Raw genomic sequence first — 23,996 nt, 5'->3', positions numbered from 1 at the left:
GCCACATGGCGAATGAACGTCCCGTCCAGCAGTCCGACATCAAGCTCCTGATCAGCAAGGGGCTTGAGCAGGGCTACCTGACGTATGCCGAAGTCAACGATCACCTGCCCGACGACATGGTCGACCCGGAGCAGATCGAAGACATCATCGGCATGATCAATGGCATGGGCATCGATGTCCATGAGGTCGCGCCCGACGCCGAGACGCTGCTGCTGGCCGGCCAGTCCGGCGGCAACCGCGAAGTCGACGAGACCGCGGCCGAAGAAGCGGCCGCCGCGCTGACATCGCTCGACACCGAGGGTGGTCGCACCACCGATCCGGTGCGCATGTACATGCGCGAGATGGGCACGGTCGAGCTGCTGACCCGCGAAGGCGAGATCGCGATCGCCAAGCGCATCGAGGAAGGCCTGAACCAGATGATGGCCTCGGTGGCCAGCTTCCCGTGGTCGGTCCAGCTGCTGCTCGAGGAATACGAGCTGCACAAGGCCGGAAAGAAGCGCCTGGCCGAGGTGGTCGTGGGCTTCAACGACCAGTTGCTCGAGGAACTCGCGGCCGAGGAAGAAGCCGCCGCGGGCAACGCGCCGGTCGTCGCCGAGGCGGAGGCCGAGGACGATGCCGACGAGGAAGACGCCGACGGGGACGATGCCGAGGAAGAGAGCGCCGGTCCGAGCGGCCCGGATCCGGAAGAGGTCGCGCGTCGCATGGACGTGCTCGCTGACCTGTTCAACAAGTTCCAGAAGGCCTATGCCAAGAACGGCGCCACCGCCAAGCCGGTGGTGAAGCTGCGCGGCGAGATGGCCGACCAGTTCATGACGTTCAAGTTGCCCCTTCCGCTGACCGATCTGCTGGTCAAGAAGCTGCGCGACGTCGTCGCCGAGCTCAAGGACCACGAGCGCCGCATCCTCGACCTTTCGACCCGCGTCGCCAAGATGCCGCGCAAGGACTTCATCCGCGCGTGGGACGGCAACCAGACCAATACGGCCTGGGCGGACGAGATGATCAAGCGCAAGCAGAAGTGGTCGTCGGGCCTGAAGGACGTCCGCGACCAGATCGTCGCCGAGCAGGAAGCGACGATGGCCATCGAGAAGGCCATGGGCGTGACCCTGGGCGATCTCAAGGAGATCAACCGGGCGATGGCCTATGGCGAGACCAAGGCCCGCCGTGCGAAGAAGGAGATGGTCGAGGCCAACCTGCGCCTGGTGATCTCGATCGCCAAGAAGTACACCAACCGCGGCCTGCAGTTCCTCGACCTGATCCAGGAAGGCAACATCGGCCTGATGAAGGCGGTCGACAAGTTCGAGCACCGTCGCGGCTTCAAGTTCTCGACCTACGCCACGTGGTGGATCCGCCAGGCGATCACGCGTTCGATCGCCGACCAGGCGCGCACGATCCGTATCCCCGTGCACATGATCGAGACGATCAACAAGCTCAACCGCATTTCCCGCCAAATGCTCCAGCAGTACGGCCGCGAGGCCACGCCGGAGGAACTGGCCAAGGAAATGGACATGCCGGAAGACAAGATCCGCAAGGTCATGAAGATCGCGAAGGAACCGATCTCCATGGAGACCCCGATCGGCGACGACGAGGACTCGCACCTGGGCGACTTCATCGAGGACACCAACGTGGAGTCCCCGATCGACGCGACCACCAACACCAACCTCATGGAAACGGTCCGCGACGTGCTCGCCGGCCTGACCCCGCGCGAGGCCAAGGTGTTGCGGATGCGCTTCGGCATCGACATGAACACCGATCACACTCTTGAGGAAGTCGGCAAGCAGTTCGACGTCACCCGTGAACGCATCCGCCAGATCGAGGCCAAGGCGCTGCGCAAGCTGCGTCATCCCTCGCGCAGCGAGCAGCTGCGGAGCTTCCTCGACGTCGAGTGAGGGCGGTGGCCCCGGCTGCAATCGAAAAGCCCGCCGGAAGGCGGGCTTTTTTCATTCGTCTCAAGCGTCCCGGCGCTGTTGCGCCAGACGCGGCGGACCGTGCTGAGGTAGGCGAGCATGCTCGCGCGATACCGGCCGCCAGCATCGAGAGCCGGCCATGTTCTCGAGCTGCCGGGATCCGGCGATGACGCGTCATCATCGCGACCCTGGGTGCCGGTCGTCGGCAACAGTCTGGTGACACGATGGGCTGCATGCGACAGGGCGGCACGCTGGACTTTCGCGACCGGACTGGCCGCGCTCATCGTCTGAGCGATTCGATGGCCGTCGTGAATCTTCTTCTCGAGGGCCGAACACGGGCGGCGATTCTCCAAGGCATCCCCGTAATGCCGCACGCGTCATCAATCGGAGCGCCAGGCGCGTGCGCCCCCGTTGCGTCGCATGGACCGCCAGCCGCTGGTCGGCGTTCGATCCGAACCTGATCGTGCCGACGGCGAGGCCGGCGTCGAAACGGTGGGGGAGTGCCCCGAATCGCCACGCCGACGCCCATCTGCCGGGGCGATCAGAGCACCGTGGGTGTCGCCGTGCCGACGATCACCACGTCGGCCTTGCGCCGCGCGAACAGGCCGACGCTCACCACGCCCGGGATCTGGTTGAGCTTGGCCTCGAGCGCCACCGGATCGGTGATCGACAGGCCGTGGATGTCGAGCACCCAGTTTCCGTTGTCCGTCCTGACGCCTTCGCGCCAGACCGGCTGACCGCCGGTCGTCTCCAGGATCGCCCGGGCCACGAGGCTGCGCGCCATCGGGACCACCTCGATCGGCAGCGGAAACGTGCCGAGTACCGGGACCTGTTTGGCCGGATCGATGATGCACACGAAGCGCGCGCTGGCTTCGGCGATGATCTTCTCGCGCGTCAGCGCCGCGCCACCGCCCTTGATCAGGTGCTTGTGCGGATCGCATTCGTCGGCGCCGTCGACGTACAGCGGCAAGGGGCCGGTCGCATTTAGATCCAGTACCTGGATACCGTGCGCGCGCAGGCGTTCGGTGCTCTGGTCCGAGCTCGAGACCGCGCCGTCGATCCGATGCTTGATGCGTGCCAGCGCGTCGATGAAGAACGCCACCGTGGAGCCCGTGCCCACGCCGACGATCATCCCGTCCTCGACATAGTCGATCGCGCGTTCGCCGGCCAGGCGCTTGGCTTCACTCATGATTTCGTCTCCAGGGACAAGAGCAGCTTCCATTGCGCGGCGGTGACGGGCAGCACCGAGAGGCGGGCACCCTTGCGGATGAGGGCGAACTCCTCGCCGAGCTCGCTCGCATGTTCGCGGATCAGCGACAGCGGCACCGGTGCATCCAGCTTGCGTGCGAAACGCACGTCGACCAGAAACCAGCGCGGCGTTTCCTGGGTCGCTTTTTCGTCGAAGTACTTCGAGGACTTCTTGAACTGGGACGGGTCCGGGTACGCCGTGCTGGCGACCTCGGCGATCCCGTAGATGCCGGGGACATCGGTATTCGAATGGTAGAACAACACCCCGTCGCCGATGCGCATGCCGTCGCGCATGAAATTGCGCGCCTGGTAATTGCGCACACCGGTCCACGGTTCGGTGCCGACGCGGGCGAGGTCGTCGATCGAGAAATCCTCAGGCTCGGACTTCATCAGCCAGTGGCGTTTGCGTGTGCTCATGGGCGCGCGGTGGGGATCACGGTGTCGGATTCGGTGCAGATCGCATCGAGCGGGACGTCCCAGTGGGCCGGGGGTGGAAGCGTCGTTTCCTGGCTGGCGAATGCCGCGCCTACCAGCAGTGGAGGCGGGGACGACGTCCGCCGGAACGCGAACGTGCGATCGTACCAGCCGCCTCCCATGCCGAGACGCTGGCCGTGGCGGTCGAAGCCCACCAGGGGGGTGACAACGAGGGCCATGTCCACGGCGGTGAGCGCCGACGCCGGTTCCACGTCCGGCTCGGGAATACCGTACCGGTTGGTCACCAGCGGATCGCCTGCGCGCCAGGGCGCGAAATGCAGGATGTCGCCGTGCAGGATGGGCAGGCAATAGACGAGGCCAGCCGGCAACCGCAGCTGGAAGACATGAAGGCCGATCTCGCCGTCGCCCGCCCAGTAGCCGGCGACATAGCCACGAGTAGGCAACAGCGGCAGCGCGAGCAGCTCGCGCGCAAGGCCGTCGGCGGCCGCGATGCGCGCGCCGGCAGGCGTTTCACGACGTTGCGCGCGCAGGCGTCGGCGAAGGTCGATGCGGTCGGTCATGCAGCCGGTCTCGTCGTCGGGCGTGCCGACGACGCGGCGGGCGGAATCAGGATACGTTCTCCGCCGATGCCGATGCGAGCGAAACGACCTTGAACCCGAGGTTCAAGTGGGAACGCTGGGATTCCTTCGGGCTTCCCGCTCGAGGGCGGACTGGCACTCCCGGTTTCCTGACATTCCCGGTGTCGTTTTTAAGGGACAAGGCGAATGTTTTGCGCGCTGTCGGGCACGGCAGAGAACGCAGACGGAGTATAGCCCGAAGGCTGCGGCCGTCGCTCCCGTTCGTCGGCAATCGTGTCCGGACGATGCGGAAAATTCAGTCGTGTGGACGCGCTGCGAACGAGATCAACGTGTCTCGCTGTCGAACGCATCGAGGCGGCTGTGCAGGGCCTGGACCACATCGGCCACCGTGCGCGCGCCGCCGCTGTCACTCTCGCGCAGCTGCTGCAGTTCGTGCGCGAGGTTGAGCGCGGCGAGAATGGCCACCCGATCGACCGCCGCCATCCGGTTCGCGCCACGGATCTCCCGCATCCGCGAATCCAGCAGGCGGGCCGCGGCCATCAGACCGTCGCGTTCCTCGGGCGCAACGCCGACGGTGTACTCGCGGTCGAGCACGCGCACGCTGACGGCTTCGGTCGGGCTCACGTGTGCTGCTCCAGCGACTTCAACCGCGCGATCATGGCCTCGACCCGCGAGCGCGCCTGTTCGTTCTTCGAGAGCAACTGGGCGCGCTCGCCGACGATGCTCTCCTGCTGCTGGCGCAGGCTGCGGTTCTCGTCGCTGAGCTGGCGCACGCGCTCGATCAACGCTTCGACGCGCGACGTCAGTCGGTGCAACTGGGCGATGACGTCGGGCTGGTCCATCCGGGCACGATAGGCAGGCCGCCGGGGGCGGTCAAGGCAGGGTGGCGACGCGGACCGGGGCCGGGCGCGCCGGCGTGTCGGGCCGCCAGTTGCGGATGAAGGCCAGGCACTGCAGGGCGTCGAGCGGCTGGGCCACCCAGAATCCCTGGATCTCGTCGCAACCGCGGCCGGCGAGGAAGCGCATCTGGGCCTCGGTCTCGACCCCTTCGGCGACCACGTTCAATCCCAGCGAGTGGCCCATGGCGATGACCGTGCTGGTGATCGCGGCGTCCTCGGTGTCGTTGGGCAGTCCGTCGACGAAGGCCTTGTCGATCTTGATCGTGGTGATCGGCAGTCGCTTGAGGTAGGCCAGCGACGAGTAGCCGGTGCCGAAATCGTCGATCGCCAGCGCGACGCCCAGCTGGCGGAACGCGTGCAGCTTGGCGGCCGTCTGCTCGGCATTGGCCATCAGGACGCTCTCGGTGAGCTCGAGCTCGAGCAGCCCGGGCGGGATGCCGGTATCTGCCAGCACGCGGCGCACGACGTCGGGAAAATCGCCTCGCAGCAGTTGCAGCACCGAGACGTTCACCGAGACGGTGAGGGCGTCGAGACCATGCTGGCGCCACCGGCCCAGCACCAAGCAGGCCTCGCGCAGCACCCACTCGCCGATCTCGAGGATCAGTCCGCTTTCCTCCGCGAGCGGGATGAAGTCGTTGGGCGGGATGTCGCCGTGTTCGGGGCTCGACCAGCGCAGCAGTGCCTCCACGCCCGTCACCCGCGAGGTTGCCAGCGACAGCCGCGGCTGGAACACCAGACGCAACTCGCCGCGGTCGAGCACCTTGCGCAGCGCGCTCGAGAGCGTGGCCCGCTGGCGCACGGCGACGTCCATGTTGTCGTCGTAGCGCATGAAGGTCCGGCGGCCCGCGGCCTTGGCCTGGTACATCGCGGTGTCGGCCTGCTTGAGCAGCTCGGTCGGCACCTGCGAATGGTCGGGATACAGGCTGATGCCGATGGAGGGCGAGATGGTGATCTCGCGCCGGTCCTCGAGCAGCAGCGGCGCTTCGAAGGCGGTGATGATCTCGCGCGCGATCCGTTCGGCGTCGTGGGTGTGCTCGAGGTCCTCGATGACGATGGTGAACTCGTCGCCGCCCAGCCGCGCGACCGTTTGGTGCGCGCCCACGGTCTGCTGCAGTCGGGTCGCGGTGGCCCGCAGGATGCGATCCCCGGCTGCGTGACCGAGCGAGTCGTTGACGTCCTTGAACCGGTCCAGATCGAGGAACAGCACCGCGATGCGCTTGTCCTCGCGCTGGGCGCGGATGATCGCGCGTGACAGGCGTTCGGAGAGCAGCGAGCGGTTGGGCAGACTGGTGAGCGTGTCGAAATTGGCGAGATACCGCAGCTCCTGCTCGGTGCGCTTGTGCTGGGTGATGTCGTTGAGCACCACCACGTGCAACCTCGTGCCGAGATCGGCGTCGTGCACGGTGCGCAGTTCGACCGCGGCGAAAAACTCCTCGCCGTCCTTGCGACGCTGCCACAGCTCGCCGCTCCATTCCCCGGTGCGTGCAGCCTGGGCGCGGATGTGGGCGTGGAACGCGGCGTCGTGCTGGTCGCTGTCGAGCAGGTCGGCGTTGAGGCCGGCGACGTCGGATTCGCTGTAGCCGGTCATGCGCTGGAACGCCGGATTCACCGAGACGAAGCAGAAGTCCGCGTCGATCACCGCCACAGCTTCGCTCATGCTGCGCAGCACTTCGGCGGCGATCTTGCGGTCGCGCTCGGCGGCGCGCGTGCCGGTGATATTGAGCGAGGTGCCGGCGATGCGCAGCACCGCGCCCTGACCGTCGCGCTCCACCACGCGCCCGCGCACGCGCATCCAGACCCAGCCCGCCTGCCCGTCGGTGACGCGCAGCTGGATCTGGTAGCGACTGTCGGTATCGGCCAGGTAGCGCGCCAGTGCGTCGCGCGCCATGGGCAGGTCGTCGGGATGGATCAGGGACTCGGCCGGCATGCTGTCCTCGATCAGGCCGTCGCCGCCCGGATCCGGGTTCACGCCGATCAGGCGCCGGAGCTGGCCGCTCGGAACGTGATAGTCCCAGTAGCGCTCGCCGCTGGCCCACAGCGCCAGCGCGAGCCGCTCGCCGCGCTCGGTCAGTGCGCTGGCGAACGCCAGCTCGCTCGTGCGGCGTCGGACCACCGCGACCACCAGCAGCATGATCAGGGCGATGAGCAGCGCGGCACCGGGCACCACGAGCTGGTTGGGATCGATCACGCGGACTCCGCGCCGGGACATCGGCATGGCGAGTGTAGACATGCGGCGGAGGCGCCAACAAGCGGTTTCGCCGGGGCGCGGAGGCCCATTGGTACACTGGCGCCCCGATCGCTGCCGCAAGTGAATGCCGTGTCCGAGCCCCTGCCCAGTCCTGCCGAGGTCGATGCCGAGATCCGCGCGCTGCAACTGGCGATGAGCCCGAGTGAACTGCATGGCGGACTGTGCGGCTGGCTGGCCGGCGGCGGGGAGGCCGGCGCCAACTGGCTCGGCGCGGTGCTCGCCGACGCCGCGCTGCCGACGCCCGACGCAGGCGGCGCGCTGGAGCGTCTGCGCGTGACCAGTGCCGCGCAACTCGAGGACCGCAGCTTCGGATTCGCGCTGCTGCTGCCCGATGGCGAGCATTCGCTGGCCGAGCGGAGCGGGGCGCTGTTCGACTGGTGCCGCGGGTTCCTCGGTGGCTTCGGACTCGCTGCCGGCGCGGCGCCGGGCCTGTCGCCCGAGGGCACCGAGGCCCTGGCCGATCTCGCCCGGCTGGCGGCCGCCCAGCCCGACACCGACGGAGACGACGACGCAGGCGAGGAGGACGCGCTGGCGGAGATCGAGGAATTCGTGCGCGTGGCTGCGCTGCTGCTGCACGGCGATGCCGCGCTCGGTGCCCGTCACCGCAAGCGGCTGAACTGACGTGGCATCGGCCACCGGAATTGCTGCGGCGGGGTATCGCAGGCGGCGGCGACAGTTGATGAGCCTCGCGGGCGACCAGGCCATCCTGGTGCTGCCCGCGGCGCCGGAACGCATCCGAAGCCGCGACACCCATCATCCGTACCGGCAGGACTCCGACTTCTGGTATCTCACCGGATGCGCCGAGCCCGAGGCCGTGCTCGTGCTGATACCGGGGCGGTCGCACGGCGAGACCCTGTTGTTCTGCCGCGAGCGGGATCCCGAGCGGGAAGGCTGGGATGGGCCCAGAATCGGCCCGGACGGGGCGGTGGATGCGCTCGGCGTGGACGACGCCTACCCGATCGACGACCTCGACGAGATCCTGCCCGGCCTTCTGGAAGGCCGTACGCGCGTGTATTACCACTTCGGCCGCGACACCGAGTTCGATCTGCAGCTCATCGGCTGGCTCAACCGGGTGCGGGCGCAGGTGCGCCTGGGCGCCTCACCGCCGCATGAGTTCCTCGAACTCGGCCACCTTCTGGACGAGATGCGGCTGTTCAAGAGCGCCGAGGAACTCAAGCTGATGCGGCGCGCGGCGAAGATCAGCGTGGAGGCGCACGAGGCGGTGATGCGTGCCGCCCGTCCGGGCATCCATGAATATGCCCTCCAGGCCGAGCTGGAATACGTCTTCCGGCGCAACGATGCGTCACCCGCCTACGAGAGCATCGTCGGTGCGGGCGCAAACGCGTGCGTGCTGCACTACCGCGCCAACCGGGCACAGGTGCGCGATGGCGACCTCGTGCTGGTCGATGCCGGCGCGGAGTATCGCGGCTACGCCGCCGACATCACGCGGACGTTTCCGGTCAACGGGCGGTTCACTGCCGCCCAGCGCGCCCTGCACGACGTGGTGGAGCAGGCCCAGCAGGCGGCGCTGGAACAGGCGCGGCCGGGTCGGCCGTACGAGGCCGGGCATCTGGCGGCGGTCGAGGCCCTGACCGAGGGGCTGCTGCAGCTGGGGCTGCTCAAGGGCAAGCGCGCGGCGCGGATCGCCGACGGCAGCTACAGGCGCTACTACCGGCACAAGACGGGGCACTGGCTGGGTCTGGATGTCCACGACGTCGGCGATTACCGCATCGAAGGCGAATCGAGGCTGCTCGAGCCGGGCATGGTGTTCACGATCGAACCCGGCCTCTACGTGCCGCTCGACGACACCTCGGTGGACCCGAAATGGCGCGGGATCGGCATCCGTACAGAAGACGACGTGCTGATCACACGCGAGGGCCACGAGGTGCTCACCGCCGGCCTCGCCCGGACCGCCGACGAGATCGAGACCTTTATGGCAGGTCCGCGCTGACCGTGCCGCGGAACCGGAAGCGCCGGCCTGTGCGCGCAGGAGACCGGTGCCTCGCCGGCGCAGGCACCGCGCATCCGCACACTGCGCCAGGCGCGACGGGGCGCGACGGGCGCGGGCGTCAGCCCGCCGCGTGCGCCCAGGCCTCGCGGGTGAGGTTCACCGGCGCGCCGTCCGTGCAGACCACATCGTCCTCGATCCGGATGCCGCCGTAGGGACGGAAGGCATCGATACGTTCCCAGTCGAGCGCCGCGCCCTTGCCGGCCGCTTTCAGATCGTCCAGCAGCATGTCGATGAAATACAACCCGGGTTCGATGGTCACCACCATGCCGGGCGCGAGCGTGCGCGTGAGCCGCAGATAGGGGTGGCCCTCCGGCCGCGGGATCGTCCCGCCGGCATCGGACGCAGCGAAGCCCGCCACATCGTGCACCTGCAGGCCGATGCCGTGGCCGACGCCGTGCGGGAAGAACGCCGCGCTGACCCCCGTGGCCACGGCCTCCTCGGCGGTGATCCGCAGGATGCCGAATTCGCGCAGCACGCGGGCCAGGGCCAGATGCGCATCTAGATGGATCTGCCGGTAATCGACGCCTGCGCGGACCTGCGCGCACATCGTGCGCTGGGCGGCGTCGACGGCATCGATCATCGCCTGGAATTCGCCCGCGGTGTCGTGCGCATAGGTGCGGGTGATGTCGGCCGCGTAGCCCGCATGGCTGGCGCCGGCGTCGATCAGAAAACTGCGCACCGGATCCGGCGCCACGCGGCCGAGCTCGGTGTAGTGCAGGACCGCGGCATGGCGATCGAGGGCGACGATGTTGCCGTAGGGCAGCTCGTTCGCATCCTGTCCGGCCGCCTGGCAATAGGCCAGGTGGATGCCGAACTCGCTCGCGCCCGCGCGGAATGCACGCTCCGCCGCGCGATGCGCGCCCACCGCCCGCTGCGAGGCGCGCCGCAGCATGGCGATCTCGTAAGGCGTCTTGAATGCGCGGTGGTAATCCAGATAGTCGACCACCGCCTGCGGATTGTTCGGCCGGTACGCGCCGTAGTGGCCGAGTGCACTCTGCGCCTCGCCCAGGATCGCGCACCGCGCGGCGTTCTTGGGCAGGTGCGCCTGGGCGTCCTCCGGCTTGCGGATCACCACGATCTCGAAGTGCTCGACCCAGGGTCCACTCGGCGCGTCCGGCACCACATGCCAGTAATCGCGGGGCTGCAGGAACACCAGCTTCGGCCGCGCGCCCGGCGTGACCACCAGCCAGCTGCCGGGCGCGCGCGTGAGCGGCACCCAGGCCTTGAACTGGGGATTGACCGCATAGGGGTAGTCGCGGTCGTCGAACACCTGCTGGTGCAGGGTGCCGCTGGGCACGACGAGATGGTCGAAACCGCCGCGCTCGAGCGCGGTGGCGGCACGCGCGAGCAGGGCGGTCAGGTGGTCGGCGTAGAGCGCGGCGATCGACGGTGCAGGTGAACTCGGCATTGCGGTCCCGGACGGCAGGCGGATCGCCCATTGTGCCCAAACCGGTGAACCGGCGCCGGTGTCACTCGTAACGGCTGCCCGGCGCGTTGACCCAGCCGTGCAGACGATAGACCAGCGCCGGCGTGGTGGCGATGAAGCGGAAGCCGGCCCAGGTGCTGCCGGCGAGCGAGGCCTCGTCGATCCACAGCAGGTGCGCGCCGAGCTCGACCGGCTCGGAGCCGTCTGGCAGCTGGAAACTGAACTGGTACAGCGCATCTTCCATCAGCGGCTCGCCCGCGATGAGCAGCATGCCGGTCTCCGACAGGTTGCCGACGCGCCCGACCACACGGTCGGTCATCGCATCGGTCACGAGGATCACGTCGGAGGCCTTGCGCCGGCGGGCGCGTCGGAATTCCTGGCTCATGCGGGGGCTCCGGATGCGTTGGCTTCGCCGCGCCCGGCGAAGCTGCGCAGCGCGCTCACCGCGGCCTGCCAGGCCCGGTCGACCAGATGGCCGCGGTCCTGGGTGACGACGCGCGCGTTGCCCGACGCCATCAGTCGCGCGACCGCATCGAGCGATTGCTCGCCGCTGCGCTGCCCGCGCTGGTTGACGAACAGCACGTGGTCGGTGATCGGACTGAACCACGACATGCGCCGTCGCACGACGTCGCCCTGCTGGTTGGTGGTGAACTCGATCCAGGTGCCGAAGGGCAGCGTCCGCAGGTATTCGTGCTGCGCCTGTTCCTCGGGCGTGCGCGGGGGCAGGGCGGGACGGCGTGCGCGGTCGTTGTCCTCGCCCAGGCGGGTGCGTGCCTTCAGCTTCAGCGCCAGCTCGGTGCGCGAAGCCGCGCTGTCGTCGTCATCGGCGCGGTGGCAGGTGAGTCGCTGGGCGATCACCGCGGCCTCCCCGCCGTGGTAGCCCACCTGGCCGAGTGCGGCCTCGACGTGGGTGGCGAGCTCCGGATCGGCCGGCAGCTCCGGGCAGACCGCGGCGTCGACGATGCGTCGGGTTGCGCCGAGCTGCTGGCGGAACTCGTCCGAGGTCTCGCCGTGGCGCAGCAGGGTCAGGGTGAGCACATCGGCCCAGGCCTGGTCGAGCAGCGCGCGCGAGAAGCGTGGCAGGCGCTGGTCGCCGAGGATCTCGCGCATCAATGCCCCCGCCCGCAGCTTGGCCGCCTCGAGACGCTCCTTGCCGCGCGCGGCCTCGACATGGCGCCGCTCCTGCAGTTCGGCCGTACGCGCCTGCGCCTGGAGCTGCGCCTCGACCTGGGCATTGCCTTCCTCGAACACGCCGACGTCGTGTTCGTAGTTGCGCACCACGTGGGCGACCGCCTGGCGCAGTACCGCCTGCACCCGCGGATCGAACGCCGATTCCTCGTGCCAGCTGGCCGCGCTCTCGGCCACGGTATTGAGCAGCTGGCGGGCGGGATGCTGCCTGCGGGTGAAGAACGAGTGGTCCTGGAGGGCGGCGCGCAACAGCGGGATCTGCAGTTCGCGCACCAGCGCGGCGGCCGGCGCCTCGTGGCGGATCTCGTCCTCGATGTGCCCGTAGAGCATGCCCAGCAGTTCGAAGGCGTCCTCGTCCTGCGGCGCCAGCGTGGCGGGCTCGCCGTCGCGCTGGCGTGCCTGTGCGAGCAGCGAGCGGCGCACTTCGGCAAGATTGCGCGAGGCTTTGCCCGGCGCGAGCGGCTGGGTCTGCAGCTGCAGCAGCGCCCTCGAGACATCGCCGGTGGGCAGCTGCTGCAGCCGGGCCCGCGCTTCGCCGCCGGGCCTGAACTTGCGCAGGAGCTCGCGCCGTCCCGACATCAGTTGCTGGAGCGTCCGGTAGGCGGCTTCGTGGTCTTCGTCCTCCGGCTCGGCCGCGGCCTGCACGCCCGGTGCCCACGCCGTGTAGGGGCGCTGCGCGCCACTGGCAGACTGCGGCCGGGGCACGGTCTCGGGCCGCCGGCGTTCGGGTGTCGTCGCGGGTTCCTCGTCCGGTGCCACGGCGGTGGCACGGACGCGCATCGGCACGAAGGTCAGTGCGGGAAGGATGCCGCTGTCGGCAAGCTGGGCATCGAGCCGCTCGAGCACGCGCGCATAGCCGGCCATCACCTCGCGGTCGAAGATCCGGTAGAGCAGCAGCCGGGCATCGTGCTCGATCTCCAGCGCCTTGGCAGCTGTCTCCAGCGCGCGGCAGACGCATTGCGGACCGAGCGGCAGGCGCTCGCCGTCGAAGGCGGGTGCGCCGGCGAGCACGCCGAAGCGCTGGCCGAGCAGATGCAGCGACAGGTTGGCGCGACCTTCCTGGCGCGCGGCGATCTCGCGCAGCACGGTGTCCTCGTCCATCACGGCGTTGTCGACCAGGCTCAAGGCGCCGAACCCCGCCGCTCGCGAGGTCTCCTGGGCGGAGGTGCGAGCCACGGGCAGTGCCGGACTGCGCACGGCCGCCAGCGAACTCTCGAGCGCCATGAGAAAGCGCGGCACCAGGTCCGCCCGGTTGACGCGGAAGGCACGGAGGGTGGCCATGTGGCCCGACCCGACACCCGGGTTGCGGGCCTGGTCCGCCAGCCGGAAGAGCTCCTGCTCGAACTCGTGCAGCAGCGCATTGAGCGGGTGATCCAGCTCCTCGGACACCATCGCAAGCGCCCGTTCGAGCGTCCGCCGCACGCGCGAAGGAAGCCCGCAAGCGGCGAGCGATCGGGGCGGGGACGCGCTGGCTTGGACGGACATACCTGTCGCAGGATGGGGCACTCGTCACACTATTATCACGGCGCCGGGATCGGGGCCAGCATCGCGTGCGAGCCCATCCGGATCACGAGCGCCGGAAGACGCGATTGCCCGGAAAGGGGCGCCGTGCCGCCCCGGTCCCGACCCACCTGTGCCGGCGCTGCGAAGCTCCCGACGCGTTCGCCACGCCTGCCTGCCCTGAACGCTCCAGGGATCACGCAGATGTGCTTATGCGGCATCCGCTCCGGTCGCGCGCGATGGGGTGCGGTGTCAATCCTCCAGAAACAGCGCCACGACATCGTTGGTGAAGCGTTGCCCCAACGGCGTCGGCACGACACGATCACCCTCGAGATGCAGCCACCCGGCGTCGACCGCGACGGCGAGGCGCGCGTGGATGGCGTCGCCCGGCAGCCCGGTACGCGCTTCGAACGCGGCGAGCGTGAACCCTTCCGCCAGGCGCAAGGCATTGAGCATGTATTCGAAGGGACGGCGCTCGGGCGCGATGCGCTCGTCGCCGCCGATCGACGCCGGCGTCCCCGCCGTGGCGAGCCAGGCGGTTGGATGCTTCTGTTTCCAGCGCCGTGCGATGGCCTGCTCGCTTCCCAGCGTGAGCTTGCCGTGCGCGCCGGCGCCGATCCCCAGGTAGTCGCCGAAGCGCCAGTAGTTGAGGTTGTGCGCGCATTGCCGCCCTGCGCGCGCATACGCGGACACCTCGTACTGCGCGTACCCGGCGTCGGCCAGCAGCGCCTGGCAGCGCTCCTGCATGTCCCAGGCGAGATCGTCGTCGGGAATCCCGCCCGGCGGGCGCGCGGCGAACACCGTGTTGGGCTCGAGCGTGAGCTGGTAGTGCGAGATGTGCGTCGGCGCAAGCTCGATCGCACGCATCACATCGTCTTCCGCCATCGCCAGGGTCTGGCCGGGCAGCGCGTACATCAGATCCAGGTTGAAGTTGTCGAAGCCGGCGTCGCGGGCCAGCGCGACCGCGGCGGACGCCTGCGCACCGTCGTGGATGCGGCCGAGCGTCTTCAACGTGGCGTCGTCGAAGGTCTGGATGCCGAAACTGATCCGGTTCACGCCGGCGCGCCTGTAGTCCTCGAAGCGGCCGTGTTCGGCTGTGCCGGGATTGGTCTCCAGCGTGATCTCGGCCTCCGGCGTGAAGCGCAGCCGCGCGGATGCGCCCTGCAGAATCCGCTCGATCGCGTCGGCCGGAAACAGGCTCGGCGTGCCGCCGCCGAAGAACACGCTGTGCACGCTGCGGCCCCAGACCAGTGGCAGGTCTTGGTCGAGATCGGCGAGCAGCGCGTCGACGTAGGCGTCGAACGGCGGCGTGCCGCCCCTGAACTCGTGCGAATTGAAGTCGCAGTAGGGGCACTTGCGCACGCACCAGGGCAGGTGCACATACAGCGACAGGGGCGGCGGAATCAGCATCGGAACGAGGGGACGAAGGGCTGTGGGCGGCGGGCGGAGTGCGCGCGGCGACGATCGCTCAGCCGGGCAGGCCCGACGACGCCAACCGGTCGCGCAGCGACTGCAGCGCCAGTGCGCGGTGGCTGATCCGGTTCTTCTGCTCCGGCGCCATCTCTGCCGCCGACAGCCCGCGCGCGGGATCGAGGAACACCGGGTTGTAGCCGAAGCCATTGCGGCCGCGCGGCGCGTCCAGGATGCGACCTGCCCAGGTGCCTTCGGCGATCAACGGCTGCGGGTCCTCGGCGTGGCGCAGCAGCACGATCACCGCGTAGAACCGCGCCGTGCGTTGCGCCTCGGGCAAGCCGTCGAGCGCCCGCAGCAGTTTGGCGTTGTTGGCGGCATCGTCGGTGGGACTGCCGGCGTAGCGCGCGCTGTGGAGACCGGGCGCGCCGCCCAGCGCATCGACGATCAGACCGGAGTCGTCGGCCAGTGCCGGCAGGCCGGTGACCTGCGATGCGTGCCGCGCCTTGATCAACGCATTCTCGACGAAGGTGGTGCCGGTCTCGGGCACGTCGTCCACGCCCAGCTCGCGCTGCGGCACGATCGTCAATGGAAGGTCGGCCAGCATCGCGCGCAGTTCTTCGAGCTTGCCGGCGTTGCCGCTGGCCAGGACGAGCGTGTTCATGGCGCGGGCTCCAGCAGATCCCATCTGGTGCCGTAGAGATCGAGGAATACGGCGACGGTGCCGTAGGGCTCGTGGCGCGGCGTTTCGAGAAAGGTCACACCGGCGGCGGTCATCGCCGCGTGGTCGCGCTGGAAATCGTCGGTATAGAGAAAGTGGTCGACCCGGCCACCGGTCTGGTCGCCGACGCGCGCGCGCTGGGCCTCGTTGGCGGGCTGCGCCAGCAGCAGCGATGCAGCCTCCGCATCGCCCGGGCCGATGCGCACCCAGCGCTTGCCTTCACCGAGCGGGCGATCCTCGAACACCCGGAAGCCCAGCGCACGCGTGTACCACTCGATGGCCGCGTCGTAATCCGCCACCAGCAGCGTGGTCAACGCGATGCGCCGCGTCATCCCGCGATCGCCTCGCGCTGCAGGGTGACGAGCCGGGCGACGCCGGTTTCGGCCAGCTGCATCATCGCGTCCATCTCGGTGCGCCGGAACGCGTGGCCTTCGGCCGTGCCCTGGACCTCGATGAAGCCGCCGCCGTCGTTCATGACGATGTTCATGTCCGTATCGCAGTCGCTGTCCTCGGCATAGTCGAGATCGAGCACCGGCACGCCGCGGTAGATGCCCACCGACACCGCGGCGATCGCGCCATGCACGGGATCGCGGCTGATGTCGCGGCGCGCGCGCAGCACGGCGATCGCATCGACGAGGGCGACGTAAGCGCCGGTGATCGCCGCGGTGCGGGTGCCGCCGTCGGCCTGCAGCACGTCGCAGTCGAGGGTGATGGTCCGCTCGCCCAGGGCCTTGCGGTCGACGCAGGCGCGCAGGCTGCGGCCGATCAGACGCTGGATCTCCAGCGTGCGGCCACCCTGCTTGCCGCGCGCGGCCTCGCGATCGTTGCGGGTGTTGGTGGCACGCGGCAGCATGCCGTACTCCGCGGTCACCCAGCCCTCGCCCTTGCCGCGCAGAAACGCCGGTACGCGGTTCTCGACGCTGGCGGTGCACAGCACGCGGGTCTGGCCGAAGCTCACCAGAACCGAGCCCTCGGCATGGCGCGTGTAGCCGCGTTCGAAACGCACCTCACGCAGCTGGTCGGGCGCGCGGCCATCGGGACGGGAGAACTCGGACATGGGCGATCGCCGCAAAACGGCAGCGCATTCTACCGCGGTCGGGCCGCGCCCGGTCCGGGCGGTCAGGCATACTCGTCCGCCGTTTTCTGCAGTGGCCGACCGCATGATCCGCAGCATGACCGCTTTCGCATCCGGCGAGCGCAGCACCGAATGGGGCACGCTGGCGTGCGAAGTACGTGCGGTGAACCACCGCTTCCTCGAGCTGGGCACGCGCATGCCCGACGAGCTGCGTTCGGTGGAACCGGCCCTGCGCGAACGGGTGGCGGCCCGGGTCTCGCGTGGCAAGGTCGAACTGGGCCTGCGCCTGCGCGCGGTCGAGGGCGGCGGCGAACTGCAGATCAACCGCGCGATGCTGGCGCAGCTGCAGGGGCTGGCCGGCGATTTGCGTGGCAGCTTTCCCGAGCTGCGCGCGAGCCTGACCGATCTGCTGCAGTTTCCCGGTGTGCTGCAGTCGCGCGGCGTCGATCCGGTGGCCCTGCAGGCCGAGGCGCTCGCGCTGCTGGACACGGTGCTCGAGCAGTTCGTCACGGCCCGTGAGCGGGAAGGCGCCAAGCTGGTCGCCGCGATCCTGGAGCGGGTCGACGGCATCGCCGCGATCGCGGCCGAAGTACGCGCGTTGATGCCGGCCATCGGGCAGGGTCAGCGCGCCAAGCTGCAGGCCAGGCTCGATGAACTGCCGCATCCGGTCGACCCGGGGCGCATGGAACAGGAACTCGTGCTGTGGCTGCAGAAGCTCGACGTGGACGAGGAGCTCGACCGGCTCGACAGCCACATCGTCGAGATCCGGAGAGTGCTCGCCCAGCGCGAGCCGGTTGGGCGGCGTCTGGATTTCCTGTTGCAGGAATTCAACCGTGAAGCCAACACCCTCGGTTCGAAATCGGTCGACCGGCGCAGTTCCCAGGCGGCGGTCGAGCTCAAGGTGCTGATCGACCAGATCCGCGAGCAGGTCCAGAACATCGAGTAAGGGGTCCAGCGGCGGCGGGCGTAAAACGGTACGATGCGCGGCCTTCCGAGCGTCGGAGACCGGCGTGACGCCTTCCGAACCCCAGGTTTCCGCGAGCGCGCCGCCGATGCGCGGCACGCTGTTCATCGTCGCCGCACCGTCCGGCGCGGGGAAGTCGAGCATCGTCAACGCCTGCCTCGCGCACGACGCCGACATCGCGCTGTCGATTTCCTTCACGTCGCGGCTGGCCCGTCCGGGCGAGCGCCATGCCGAGCACTACCACTTCGTGGGCAAGGACGTGTTCCAGCAGATGATCGATTCCGGGGAGTTCTTCGAGCACGCCCTGGTCCACGGTGACTGGAAGGGCACCGCGCGGCAGTCGGTCGAGCCGCAGCTCGCGGCGGGCAAGGACGTGCTGCTGGAGATCGACTGGCAGGGCGCGCGCCAGGTGCGGCAGAAGGTGCCCGATGCGGTGAGCGTGTTCATCCTGCCGCCGTCTCGCGAGGCCCTCGACCAGCGCATGCGCAAGCGGGGCCAGGACAGCGAGGCGGTCATGGCCCAGCGCCTCGCCGCGGCGCAGGAGGAGATGTCGCACTACGGCGAGTTCGACTATGTGGTCGTCAACGAGCATTTCGAGACCGCCGTGGCCGACATGTGCGCGATCTTCCGCGCGAGCCGCCTGCGTCGGGAGCGCCAGACCCTGCGCCACGGCGGATTGATCGGTCGTCTGTTGTCGGGTGCCTGACGCACCCACGACGCCCAGGCCGAGCAGGGCAAGTCATTGATTTTTCGGGCGGGCGCTTGCGTGCCCCTGTGCGGGGCCGTACCATGGTCGACCCCTTTTCCTGATTCGCGCGGCCGAGCCGGTCGCCGGGAGCCCGTATGGCCCGCATCACCGTAGAAGATTGCCTGGAAGTCGTCGACAACCGCTTCGAGCTGGTCATGATGGCCGCCAAGCGCGCGCGCCAGCTCGCCAACGGCGTCGAGTCGCAGCTCGACAACAGCGAGAACGACGACAAGCCGACGGTACTGGCGCTGCGCGAGATTGCCGCACGCCGCATCGACCAGCCGTTCATCGATGCCGTCGACAAGTCCGAGCGCGAGCGCAAGGAGCGCGAGGCGCTGGAATGGGCTGCGGCCGAAGTGGTCGCCGACGAGGACATGGCGAAGGGCGACGATCTGTAAGCGTCCCGAGCGACGGCCTCGTCCGTCGCGCCATGCGTTGCCAGCGGCCCCGCCTTCGCGGGGCCGTCGCGTATCCGGTGCCCGGAACTGGCCGTATCCGCGCGCGTGCGACGTGGTTCCCAAATGTCGACCAGGCCCGTAGGCTTCGGGGATGACGCCAGCGCACACCGCCAGCCTCCTGGAGCCCGACGTGCCCGGCGACGAGGCGCTGCCGGGCTACGTCCGCGAGTTCGAGCGCGCCACGCTCTATCTTCCCGCCGATCAGCGCGCGCGCCTGCGTCGCGCCTGGGCCGTGGGCGCGTCCGCTCACGCCGGCCAGACGCGCAAGTCGGGTGAGCCCTACATCACCCATCCGGTCGCCGTGGCCGGCGTGCTCGCCGAGCAGAAGGTGGACGTGGAGACGCTGGTCGCCGCGATCCTGCACGACACCATCGAGGACACACCGCTCACCCGCGACCTGCTGTCCGAGGCGTTCGGCGAAACCGTGGCCGAGCTCGTCGAGGGTGTGACCAAGCTCGACAAGCTCAATTTCAGCAGCCGCCAGGAAGCCGATGCCGAGAGCTTCCGCAAGATGATGCTGGCGATGGCACGCGATCTGCGCGTGATCCTGATCAAGCTGGCCGACCGCCTGCACAACATGCGCACACTGGGTGCCCAGCCGGGGCCGGCGCGCGAGCGCATCGCGCGCGAGACACTGGAGGTCTACGCGCCCATCGCCCAGCGCCTGGGCATGAACAAGATCAAGGCCGAGCTGCAGGATCTCGGTTTCCATGCGCTGCACCCGATCCGGCACACCGTGCTCGAAAAGCGCATCCGCAACCAGCCTCTGGTGCGCCGCGAGGCGCTGGCCAGCATCGAGGCCCAGCTGGCGCAGCGGCTCACCAGCGCGGGCCTGCAGTACCGGCTGGTCGGTCGGGTGAAATCACCCTGGAGCATCTACAACAAGATGCAGGGCGAGGGGAAAACCTTCACCCAGGTCATGGACGTCTTCGGCTACCGGATCATCGTGGGCTCGGCCGCCGACTGCTATCACGCGCTCGGCATCGCGCATTCGGTGTTCAAGCCGCTCGACGGCCGCTTCCGCGATTTCATCGCCATTCCCAAGGCCAACGGCTACCAGTCGCTGCACACAGTGCTGTTCGGACCGTACGGCGCGCCGATCGAGGTGCAGATCCGCACCGAGGAAATGGACCTCATCGCCGAGCGCGGCATCGCAGCCCACTGGGCCTACAAGCACGGCGGCGAAGGCCCCAACAGTGCGCAGTCTCGCGCGCATTCGTGGATCGCAGGGCTGCTCGAGTCACAACGCGCCACCGGCTCGTCGCTGGAGTTCCTCGAGAACGTCAAGGTCGATCTGTTTCCCGACGAGGTGTACCTGTTCACGCCCAAGGGCGACATCATGTCGTTGCCGCGCAACTCGACTGCGCTGGATTTCGCATACGCGGTGCACACGGACATCGGCAACCAGACGGTGGCCGCGCGCGTGGACGGCAAGCTGGTGCCCCTGCGGACCGTGCTCGCCAGCGGGCAGCGGGTGGAGATCGTCACCGCGAAGTCCTCGGCGCCGCGCCCGCAATGGCTGGAGTTCGTGGTGACGGGCAAGGCGCGCACCGCGATCCGCGCGCAGCTCAAATACCTGCAGCACGAGGACGCGGTGCAGCTCGGTCATCGCATGCTCGATCGCGCGCTGGAGCTGCTGGGCACATCGCTGGACCGGTTGCCGCAGGAGCGTCTCGATGCCTATCTCGCGGAAGCCCGCTATCCGCGTCTCGAAGCCCTGATGGCCGACATCGCGCTCGGCAACTGGATGCCGGCACAGGTCGCGCTGGCGCTGGCGCCGCAGGAAGGTGCGCAGGCCAAGGGACAGATGGCCAGGCCCGGGGAGACCATCCGCATCCGCGGCGACGAGCGCGGCGTGATTACGTTCGCCAACTGCTGCGCGCCGATCCCGGGCGACGACATCATGGGTTACCACACGACCGGGCGCGGCATCGTGGTGCACCGCATGGACTGTCCCAACGTCGCCGAATTCCGCAAATCGCCGGAGCGGTGGGTGTCGATCGACTGGGACCGCGAGGTGGTCGGCGATTACAGCGTCGCACTGCGTATCGAGGTGGAGAACCACCCGGGCGTGCTGGCCCAGGTCGCGGCCGCGATCGCGCGCGCGCATTCCAACATCGACGGCGTCGACTACCTCGAACGCGACAGCACGATCGCCGCGATCCGCTTCTCGATCGAGGTCAAGGGGCGCAAGCACCTCGCCGACGTGATCCGCAAGACCCGCCGGCTCCCGGTCGTGCACGGCGTGCAACGCATGTAGGCGGACGGCTTCGGGCGACCGACATGACCGTTAGACTAGGCTCCCGCCCGCCACGCCGGAGTTCCGCGCATGTCCCGTACGCCCGTCAGCACCTCGAACGCGCCCGCCGCGATCGGTCCCTACTCGCAAGCCGTGCGCGCTGGCGACACGGTGTATTTCTCGGGACAGATCCCGCTGGATCCGGTCACCGGCGCGCTCGTCGACGGTGACATCACGGCCCAGGCGCGGCGTGCGTTCGAGAACCTCAAGGCGGTGGCCGTGGCGGCGGGCGGCAGCCTTGCGGACGTGGTGCGTGTCGGGCTGTACGTGACCGACCTGGGCGAATTCGCCGAGGTCAATGCGGTGATGGCCGAGTACTTCGACGCACCGTACCCGGCGCGTTCGACCATCGAGGTGCCGGCACTGCCGAAGGGGGCGCGCTTCGAAGTCGATGCGGTGATGGTGCTGGGCTGATCGCGCTGCGGCGGATCCGATGAGCCTGCCTGCGCCCAGGCTGTCCTCGGCCGGATCGGCGCCAGTGTCGACGCTGCCCGGTGTCGGTCCCAAGGTAGCGGAAAAGCTCGCTGCGCGCGGGCTCTGCACGGTGGGCGATCTCTGGTTGCATCTGCCACGGCAATACGAGGACCGCACCCGGATCGTGCCGATCCGCAATCTGCGCGGCGGCGTGCCGGCGCAGGTCGAGGGTACGGTCGACGCGGTGGATCGCGGCTTCCGTCGACGGCCGATGCTGCGTGTCGCGATCTCGGACGATTCGGGCGGCTCCCTGGTGCTGCGCTTCTTCCATTTTCGCGCCGCCCAGGTGGCCCAGTTCGCCGTCGGCACCCGGCTGTGCTGCTACGGCACGCCGCGGCCTGGGCAGCACGGGCTCGAGATCGTGCATCCGAGTTACCGGGTCGTCGACGCGCCGGAAGGCGCGGTTCTCGGCGACGCGCTCGATCCCGTGTATCCGGCGCTCGACGGTGTAGGCCCGGCGGTCCTGCGCCGGTTGATTCTGCATGCGCTCGAGCGTCTGCCCGAGTGTCAGGCGCTCGAGCTGATTCCGCAGCATCTGCTGACGGATCTGGGACTGCCCGCCTTGCGCGATGCGCTGCTCGCGGTCCACCGCCCGCCGTCCGATGCCGATCTGGCTGCCTTGATCGAAGGGCGGCATCCGGCGCAACGGCGCCTGGCGCTGGAGGAGATGCTGGCCCACCACCTCAGCCTGCGCCGGCAGCGCATCGCACTGCAGGCGTATGCCGCGCCGGTGCTGAGCCCCGGGCGGCTGGCGCGCGGATTCGAGGCGACCCTGCCGTTCGCCCTGACCTCGGCGCAGCGGCGGGTGCTTCTGGAGATCCTGGCCGACCTCGCGCAGCCGCGACCCATGCTGCGTCTGGTCCAGGGTGATGTCGGCAGCGGGAAGACGGTCGTGGCGGCGCTGGCGGCGCTGGCGGCGATCGACACCGGCCAGCAGGCCGCGCTGATGGCGCCCACCGAGCTCCTCGCCGAACAGCATGCGCGAAACCTCGGCGCCTGGCTGGAACCGCTTGGCGTGCGCGTGGCCTGGCTGGCCGGCAAGGTGACCGGGCGCGCGCGCGCGGCCGTCTCGGCGGAGATCGCGTCGGGCGCCGCGCAGATGGTGATCGGCACGCATGCCCTGATGCAGGAGGCGGTGCGCTTCCATGCGCTGGCGCTGGCCATCGTCGACGAACAGCACCGCTTCGGTGTCCATCAGCGCCTCGCCCTGCGCGACAAGGGAGCCCGCGGTGGCGGCGTCCCGCATCAGCTGGTGATGACCGCGACGCCCATCCCGCGCACGCTGGCGATGGCCGCGTACGCGGACCTCGATGTCTCCGCGATCGACGAGCTGCCGCCGGGCCGTACGCCGGTACGGACGGTCGTGCTCAGCGCGGAGCGCAGGCCCGAGCTGGTCGAACGCATCCGCGCCGCCTGCGCCCAGGGACGGCAGGCCTACTGGGTCTGCACGCTGATCGACGAATCGGACGAGGTCGTGGCCCAGGCCGCGCAGAGCACCTACGACCAGCTTTCCGGTGCCTTGCCCGGGCTGCGCATCGGGTTCGTGCACGGGCGCATGCGCCCCGCGGACAAGCAAGCCGCGATGCAGGCATTCAAGGCGGGCGACAGCGATCTGCTGGTGGCCACCACGGTCATCGAGGTCGGTGTCGACGTACCCAATGCATCCCTGATGGTGATCGAGAACGCCGAGCGCCTCGGCCTGGCGCAGTTGCACCAGTTGCGCGGCCGGGTCGGGCGCGGCAGCGAAGCGTCGAGTTGCGTGTTGCTGTATCAGGCACCGCTGTCGCGGACCGCCCGCGAGCGCCTCGATACGATGCGCGAGACCACCGACGGCTTCCTGATCGCGGAGAAGGATCTCGCCCTGCGCGGGCCGGGTGAACTGCTCGGCACGCGCCAGACCGGGCTTGTCGAGTTCCGTCTGGCCGATCTGGCGCGTGATGCCGACCTGTTGCCACTGGTGCACGACATCGGGGCGCATCTGCTCGCCGCGGACGCCGAAGCGGCCGATGCCATCGTCGAGCGCTGGGTCGGCGGTGCGTCACGGTTCGCCGCGGCCTGATCCGCGTCGAACGGTCGTCCGCCACGCACCGTGGCCTTCCCTGCCTGGACGGCCGTACCGGGGCGGGCAGGGGAGACAGTCTGCGTGTGGGTGTCGTCTGCCCGGCATAGCTCCGGATTGACGGCCGCCCTGCGCGGCGCGGCGCGGCAACGCCGACGCGGGCCAGACAGGGCGAGCCGGCAGCCGGAACGGCTGTTCACCGCCTCGCGCCTGGGCGGAGGACGACCCTTCGAACGTCTTGCAGTGAAGCGCTCGGGGTAGGCGGCCCGTCGCTCGCGCCAGCGGTCGGCGGCGACGCATTGGACTATGCGGCAGCCTGGAAACCGGTCCAGGCGCCGTCGCCGTCGCGCG

22 protein-coding genes and 1 other RNA gene are annotated in these 23,996 nt (G+C 69.2%); 9 read left to right on the top strand and 14 right to left on the bottom strand.

Features of this window, described 5'->3' with window-relative positions:
- The first annotated feature begins 5 nt into the window (after nucleotides 1–5).
- Complete coding sequence (gene rpoD / locus H0E82_RS08535) at nucleotides 6–1,886, top strand: RNA polymerase sigma factor RpoD (protein ID WP_180545040.1); 1,881 nt, start codon at nucleotides 6–8, stop codon at nucleotides 1,884–1,886.
- 559 nt (nucleotides 1,887–2,445) lie between these two features.
- Here the strand turns inward: rpoD and rpiA are convergent.
- The 7 genes from rpiA to H0E82_RS08500 all read right to left on the bottom strand — a co-directional run bounded on the left by rpiA (nucleotide 2,446) and on the right by H0E82_RS08500 (nucleotide 7,273).
- Nucleotides 2,446–3,093 carry a ribose-5-phosphate isomerase RpiA gene (gene rpiA, locus H0E82_RS08530; protein ID WP_180545039.1) on the bottom strand — a complete coding sequence of 216 codons (648 nt, stop codon included), beginning with the start codon at nucleotides 3,091–3,093 and terminating at the stop codon, nucleotides 2,446–2,448.
- Nucleotides 3,090–3,569: an EVE domain-containing protein gene (locus H0E82_RS08525; protein ID WP_180545038.1), complete on the bottom strand. Its 480-nt coding sequence runs from the start codon at nucleotides 3,567–3,569 to the stop codon at nucleotides 3,090–3,092. Before H0E82_RS08525 ends, rpiA begins: the two co-directional genes overlap by 4 nt.
- Nucleotides 3,566–4,147, bottom strand: a complete 582-nt coding sequence (locus H0E82_RS08520; RefSeq protein WP_180545037.1) for a 5-formyltetrahydrofolate cyclo-ligase — start codon at nucleotides 4,145–4,147, stop codon at nucleotides 3,566–3,568. The genes H0E82_RS08525 and H0E82_RS08520 overlap by 4 nt, the downstream gene beginning before the upstream one ends.
- Nucleotides 4,148–4,200: 53 nt before the next feature.
- Nucleotides 4,201–4,385: non-coding RNA, 6S RNA (ssrS, locus tag H0E82_RS08515), on the bottom strand.
- Between the two features lie 104 nt (nucleotides 4,386–4,489).
- Nucleotides 4,490–4,789 (bottom strand): cell division protein ZapA, encoded by a 300-nt coding sequence (locus tag H0E82_RS08510; RefSeq protein ID WP_180545036.1) that lies wholly within the window; start codon nucleotides 4,787–4,789, stop codon nucleotides 4,490–4,492.
- Nucleotides 4,786–5,007 carry a TIGR02449 family protein gene (locus H0E82_RS08505; RefSeq protein WP_180545035.1) on the bottom strand — a complete coding sequence of 74 codons (222 nt, stop codon included), beginning with the start codon at nucleotides 5,005–5,007 and terminating at the stop codon, nucleotides 4,786–4,788. Before H0E82_RS08505 ends, H0E82_RS08510 begins: the two co-directional genes overlap by 4 nt.
- Before the next feature lie 31 nt (nucleotides 5,008–5,038).
- Complete coding sequence (locus tag H0E82_RS08500) at nucleotides 5,039–7,273, bottom strand: putative bifunctional diguanylate cyclase/phosphodiesterase (protein ID WP_235974242.1); 2,235 nt, start codon at nucleotides 7,271–7,273, stop codon at nucleotides 5,039–5,041.
- Nucleotides 7,274–7,381: 108 nt separating this feature from the next.
- On the opposite strand from H0E82_RS08500, the gene H0E82_RS16810 reads away from it, so the two are divergent.
- Together H0E82_RS16810 and H0E82_RS08490 are read left to right on the top strand one after the other, a co-directional pair.
- Entirely contained in the window at nucleotides 7,382–7,933 is a 552-nt protein-coding gene (locus tag H0E82_RS16810) for a UPF0149 family protein (RefSeq protein WP_425600331.1), read from the top strand.
- 1 nt (nucleotide 7,934) lies between these two features.
- Complete coding sequence (locus H0E82_RS08490; RefSeq protein ID WP_180545032.1) at nucleotides 7,935–9,263, top strand: aminopeptidase P N-terminal domain-containing protein; 1,329 nt, start codon at nucleotides 7,935–7,937, stop codon at nucleotides 9,261–9,263.
- Nucleotides 9,264–9,381: 118 nt separating this feature from the next.
- Here H0E82_RS08490 and pepQ read toward each other — a convergent pair whose 3' ends face one another.
- The 7 genes from pepQ to rph form a co-directional block, all read right to left on the bottom strand.
- Entirely contained in the window at nucleotides 9,382–10,731 is a 1,350-nt protein-coding gene (gene pepQ, locus H0E82_RS08485; RefSeq protein WP_180545031.1) for a Xaa-Pro dipeptidase, read from the bottom strand.
- Between the two features lie 61 nt (nucleotides 10,732–10,792).
- A complete protein-coding gene (locus H0E82_RS08480) occupies nucleotides 10,793–11,134 on the bottom strand; it encodes a PilZ domain-containing protein (protein WP_180545030.1) in 342 nt (113 codons plus the stop codon).
- Nucleotides 11,131–13,422, bottom strand: coding sequence for a DUF1631 family protein (locus tag H0E82_RS08475; protein WP_180545029.1), 2,292 nt, complete (start codon nucleotides 13,420–13,422; stop codon nucleotides 11,131–11,133). Before H0E82_RS08475 ends, H0E82_RS08480 begins: the two co-directional genes overlap by 4 nt.
- Before the next feature lie 267 nt (nucleotides 13,423–13,689).
- Nucleotides 13,690–14,847 (bottom strand): radical SAM family heme chaperone HemW, encoded by a 1,158-nt coding sequence (gene hemW / locus H0E82_RS08470; protein ID WP_180545028.1) that lies wholly within the window; start codon nucleotides 14,845–14,847, stop codon nucleotides 13,690–13,692.
- A gap of 58 nt (nucleotides 14,848–14,905) precedes the next feature.
- Nucleotides 14,906–15,511, bottom strand: coding sequence for an RdgB/HAM1 family non-canonical purine NTP pyrophosphatase (rdgB, locus tag H0E82_RS08465; protein WP_180545027.1), 606 nt, complete (start codon nucleotides 15,509–15,511; stop codon nucleotides 14,906–14,908).
- On the bottom strand, nucleotides 15,508–15,900 hold the full coding sequence (locus H0E82_RS08460) for a VOC family protein (protein ID WP_180545026.1): 393 nt from the start codon (nucleotides 15,898–15,900) through the stop codon (nucleotides 15,508–15,510). Before H0E82_RS08460 ends, rdgB begins: the two co-directional genes overlap by 4 nt.
- Nucleotides 15,897–16,625 carry a ribonuclease PH gene (rph, locus tag H0E82_RS08455; protein WP_180545025.1) on the bottom strand — a complete coding sequence of 243 codons (729 nt, stop codon included), beginning with the start codon at nucleotides 16,623–16,625 and terminating at the stop codon, nucleotides 15,897–15,899. Before rph ends, H0E82_RS08460 begins: the two co-directional genes overlap by 4 nt.
- A gap of 103 nt (nucleotides 16,626–16,728) precedes the next feature.
- Between rph and H0E82_RS08450 the strand changes: the two genes are divergently transcribed.
- The 6 genes from H0E82_RS08450 to recG all read left to right on the top strand — a co-directional run bounded on the left by H0E82_RS08450 (nucleotide 16,729) and on the right by recG (nucleotide 23,645).
- Nucleotides 16,729–17,589 carry a YicC/YloC family endoribonuclease gene (locus tag H0E82_RS08450; RefSeq protein WP_180545024.1) on the top strand — a complete coding sequence of 287 codons (861 nt, stop codon included), beginning with the start codon at nucleotides 16,729–16,731 and terminating at the stop codon, nucleotides 17,587–17,589.
- Nucleotides 17,590–17,695: 106 nt separating this feature from the next.
- Nucleotides 17,696–18,313 (top strand): guanylate kinase, encoded by a 618-nt coding sequence (gene gmk / locus H0E82_RS08445; RefSeq protein ID WP_180545171.1) that lies wholly within the window; start codon nucleotides 17,696–17,698, stop codon nucleotides 18,311–18,313.
- 137 nt (nucleotides 18,314–18,450) lie between these two features.
- Nucleotides 18,451–18,753, top strand: coding sequence for a DNA-directed RNA polymerase subunit omega (gene rpoZ, locus H0E82_RS08440; protein ID WP_096210490.1), 303 nt, complete (start codon nucleotides 18,451–18,453; stop codon nucleotides 18,751–18,753).
- Nucleotides 18,754–18,904: 151 nt separating this feature from the next.
- Entirely contained in the window at nucleotides 18,905–21,073 is a 2,169-nt protein-coding gene (locus H0E82_RS08435) for a RelA/SpoT family protein (protein ID WP_180545023.1), read from the top strand.
- 69 nt (nucleotides 21,074–21,142) lie between these two features.
- A complete protein-coding gene (locus tag H0E82_RS08430; RefSeq protein WP_180545022.1) occupies nucleotides 21,143–21,526 on the top strand; it encodes a RidA family protein in 384 nt (127 codons plus the stop codon).
- Nucleotides 21,527–21,545: 19 nt separating this feature from the next.
- The gene (recG, locus tag H0E82_RS08425) at nucleotides 21,546–23,645 is read left to right on the top strand and encodes an ATP-dependent DNA helicase RecG (RefSeq protein ID WP_180545021.1); all 2,100 of its coding nucleotides are present in this window, start codon (nucleotides 21,546–21,548) and stop codon (nucleotides 23,643–23,645) included.
- Nucleotides 23,646–23,996: the final 351 nt, after the last annotated feature.

The sequence above is a fragment of the Luteimonas deserti genome, from assembly GCF_013425765.1.
Classification (GTDB): Bacteria; Pseudomonadota; Gammaproteobacteria; order Xanthomonadales; family Xanthomonadaceae; genus Luteimonas; species Luteimonas deserti.
This window is presented reverse-complemented; position numbering and strand designations above follow the sequence as displayed.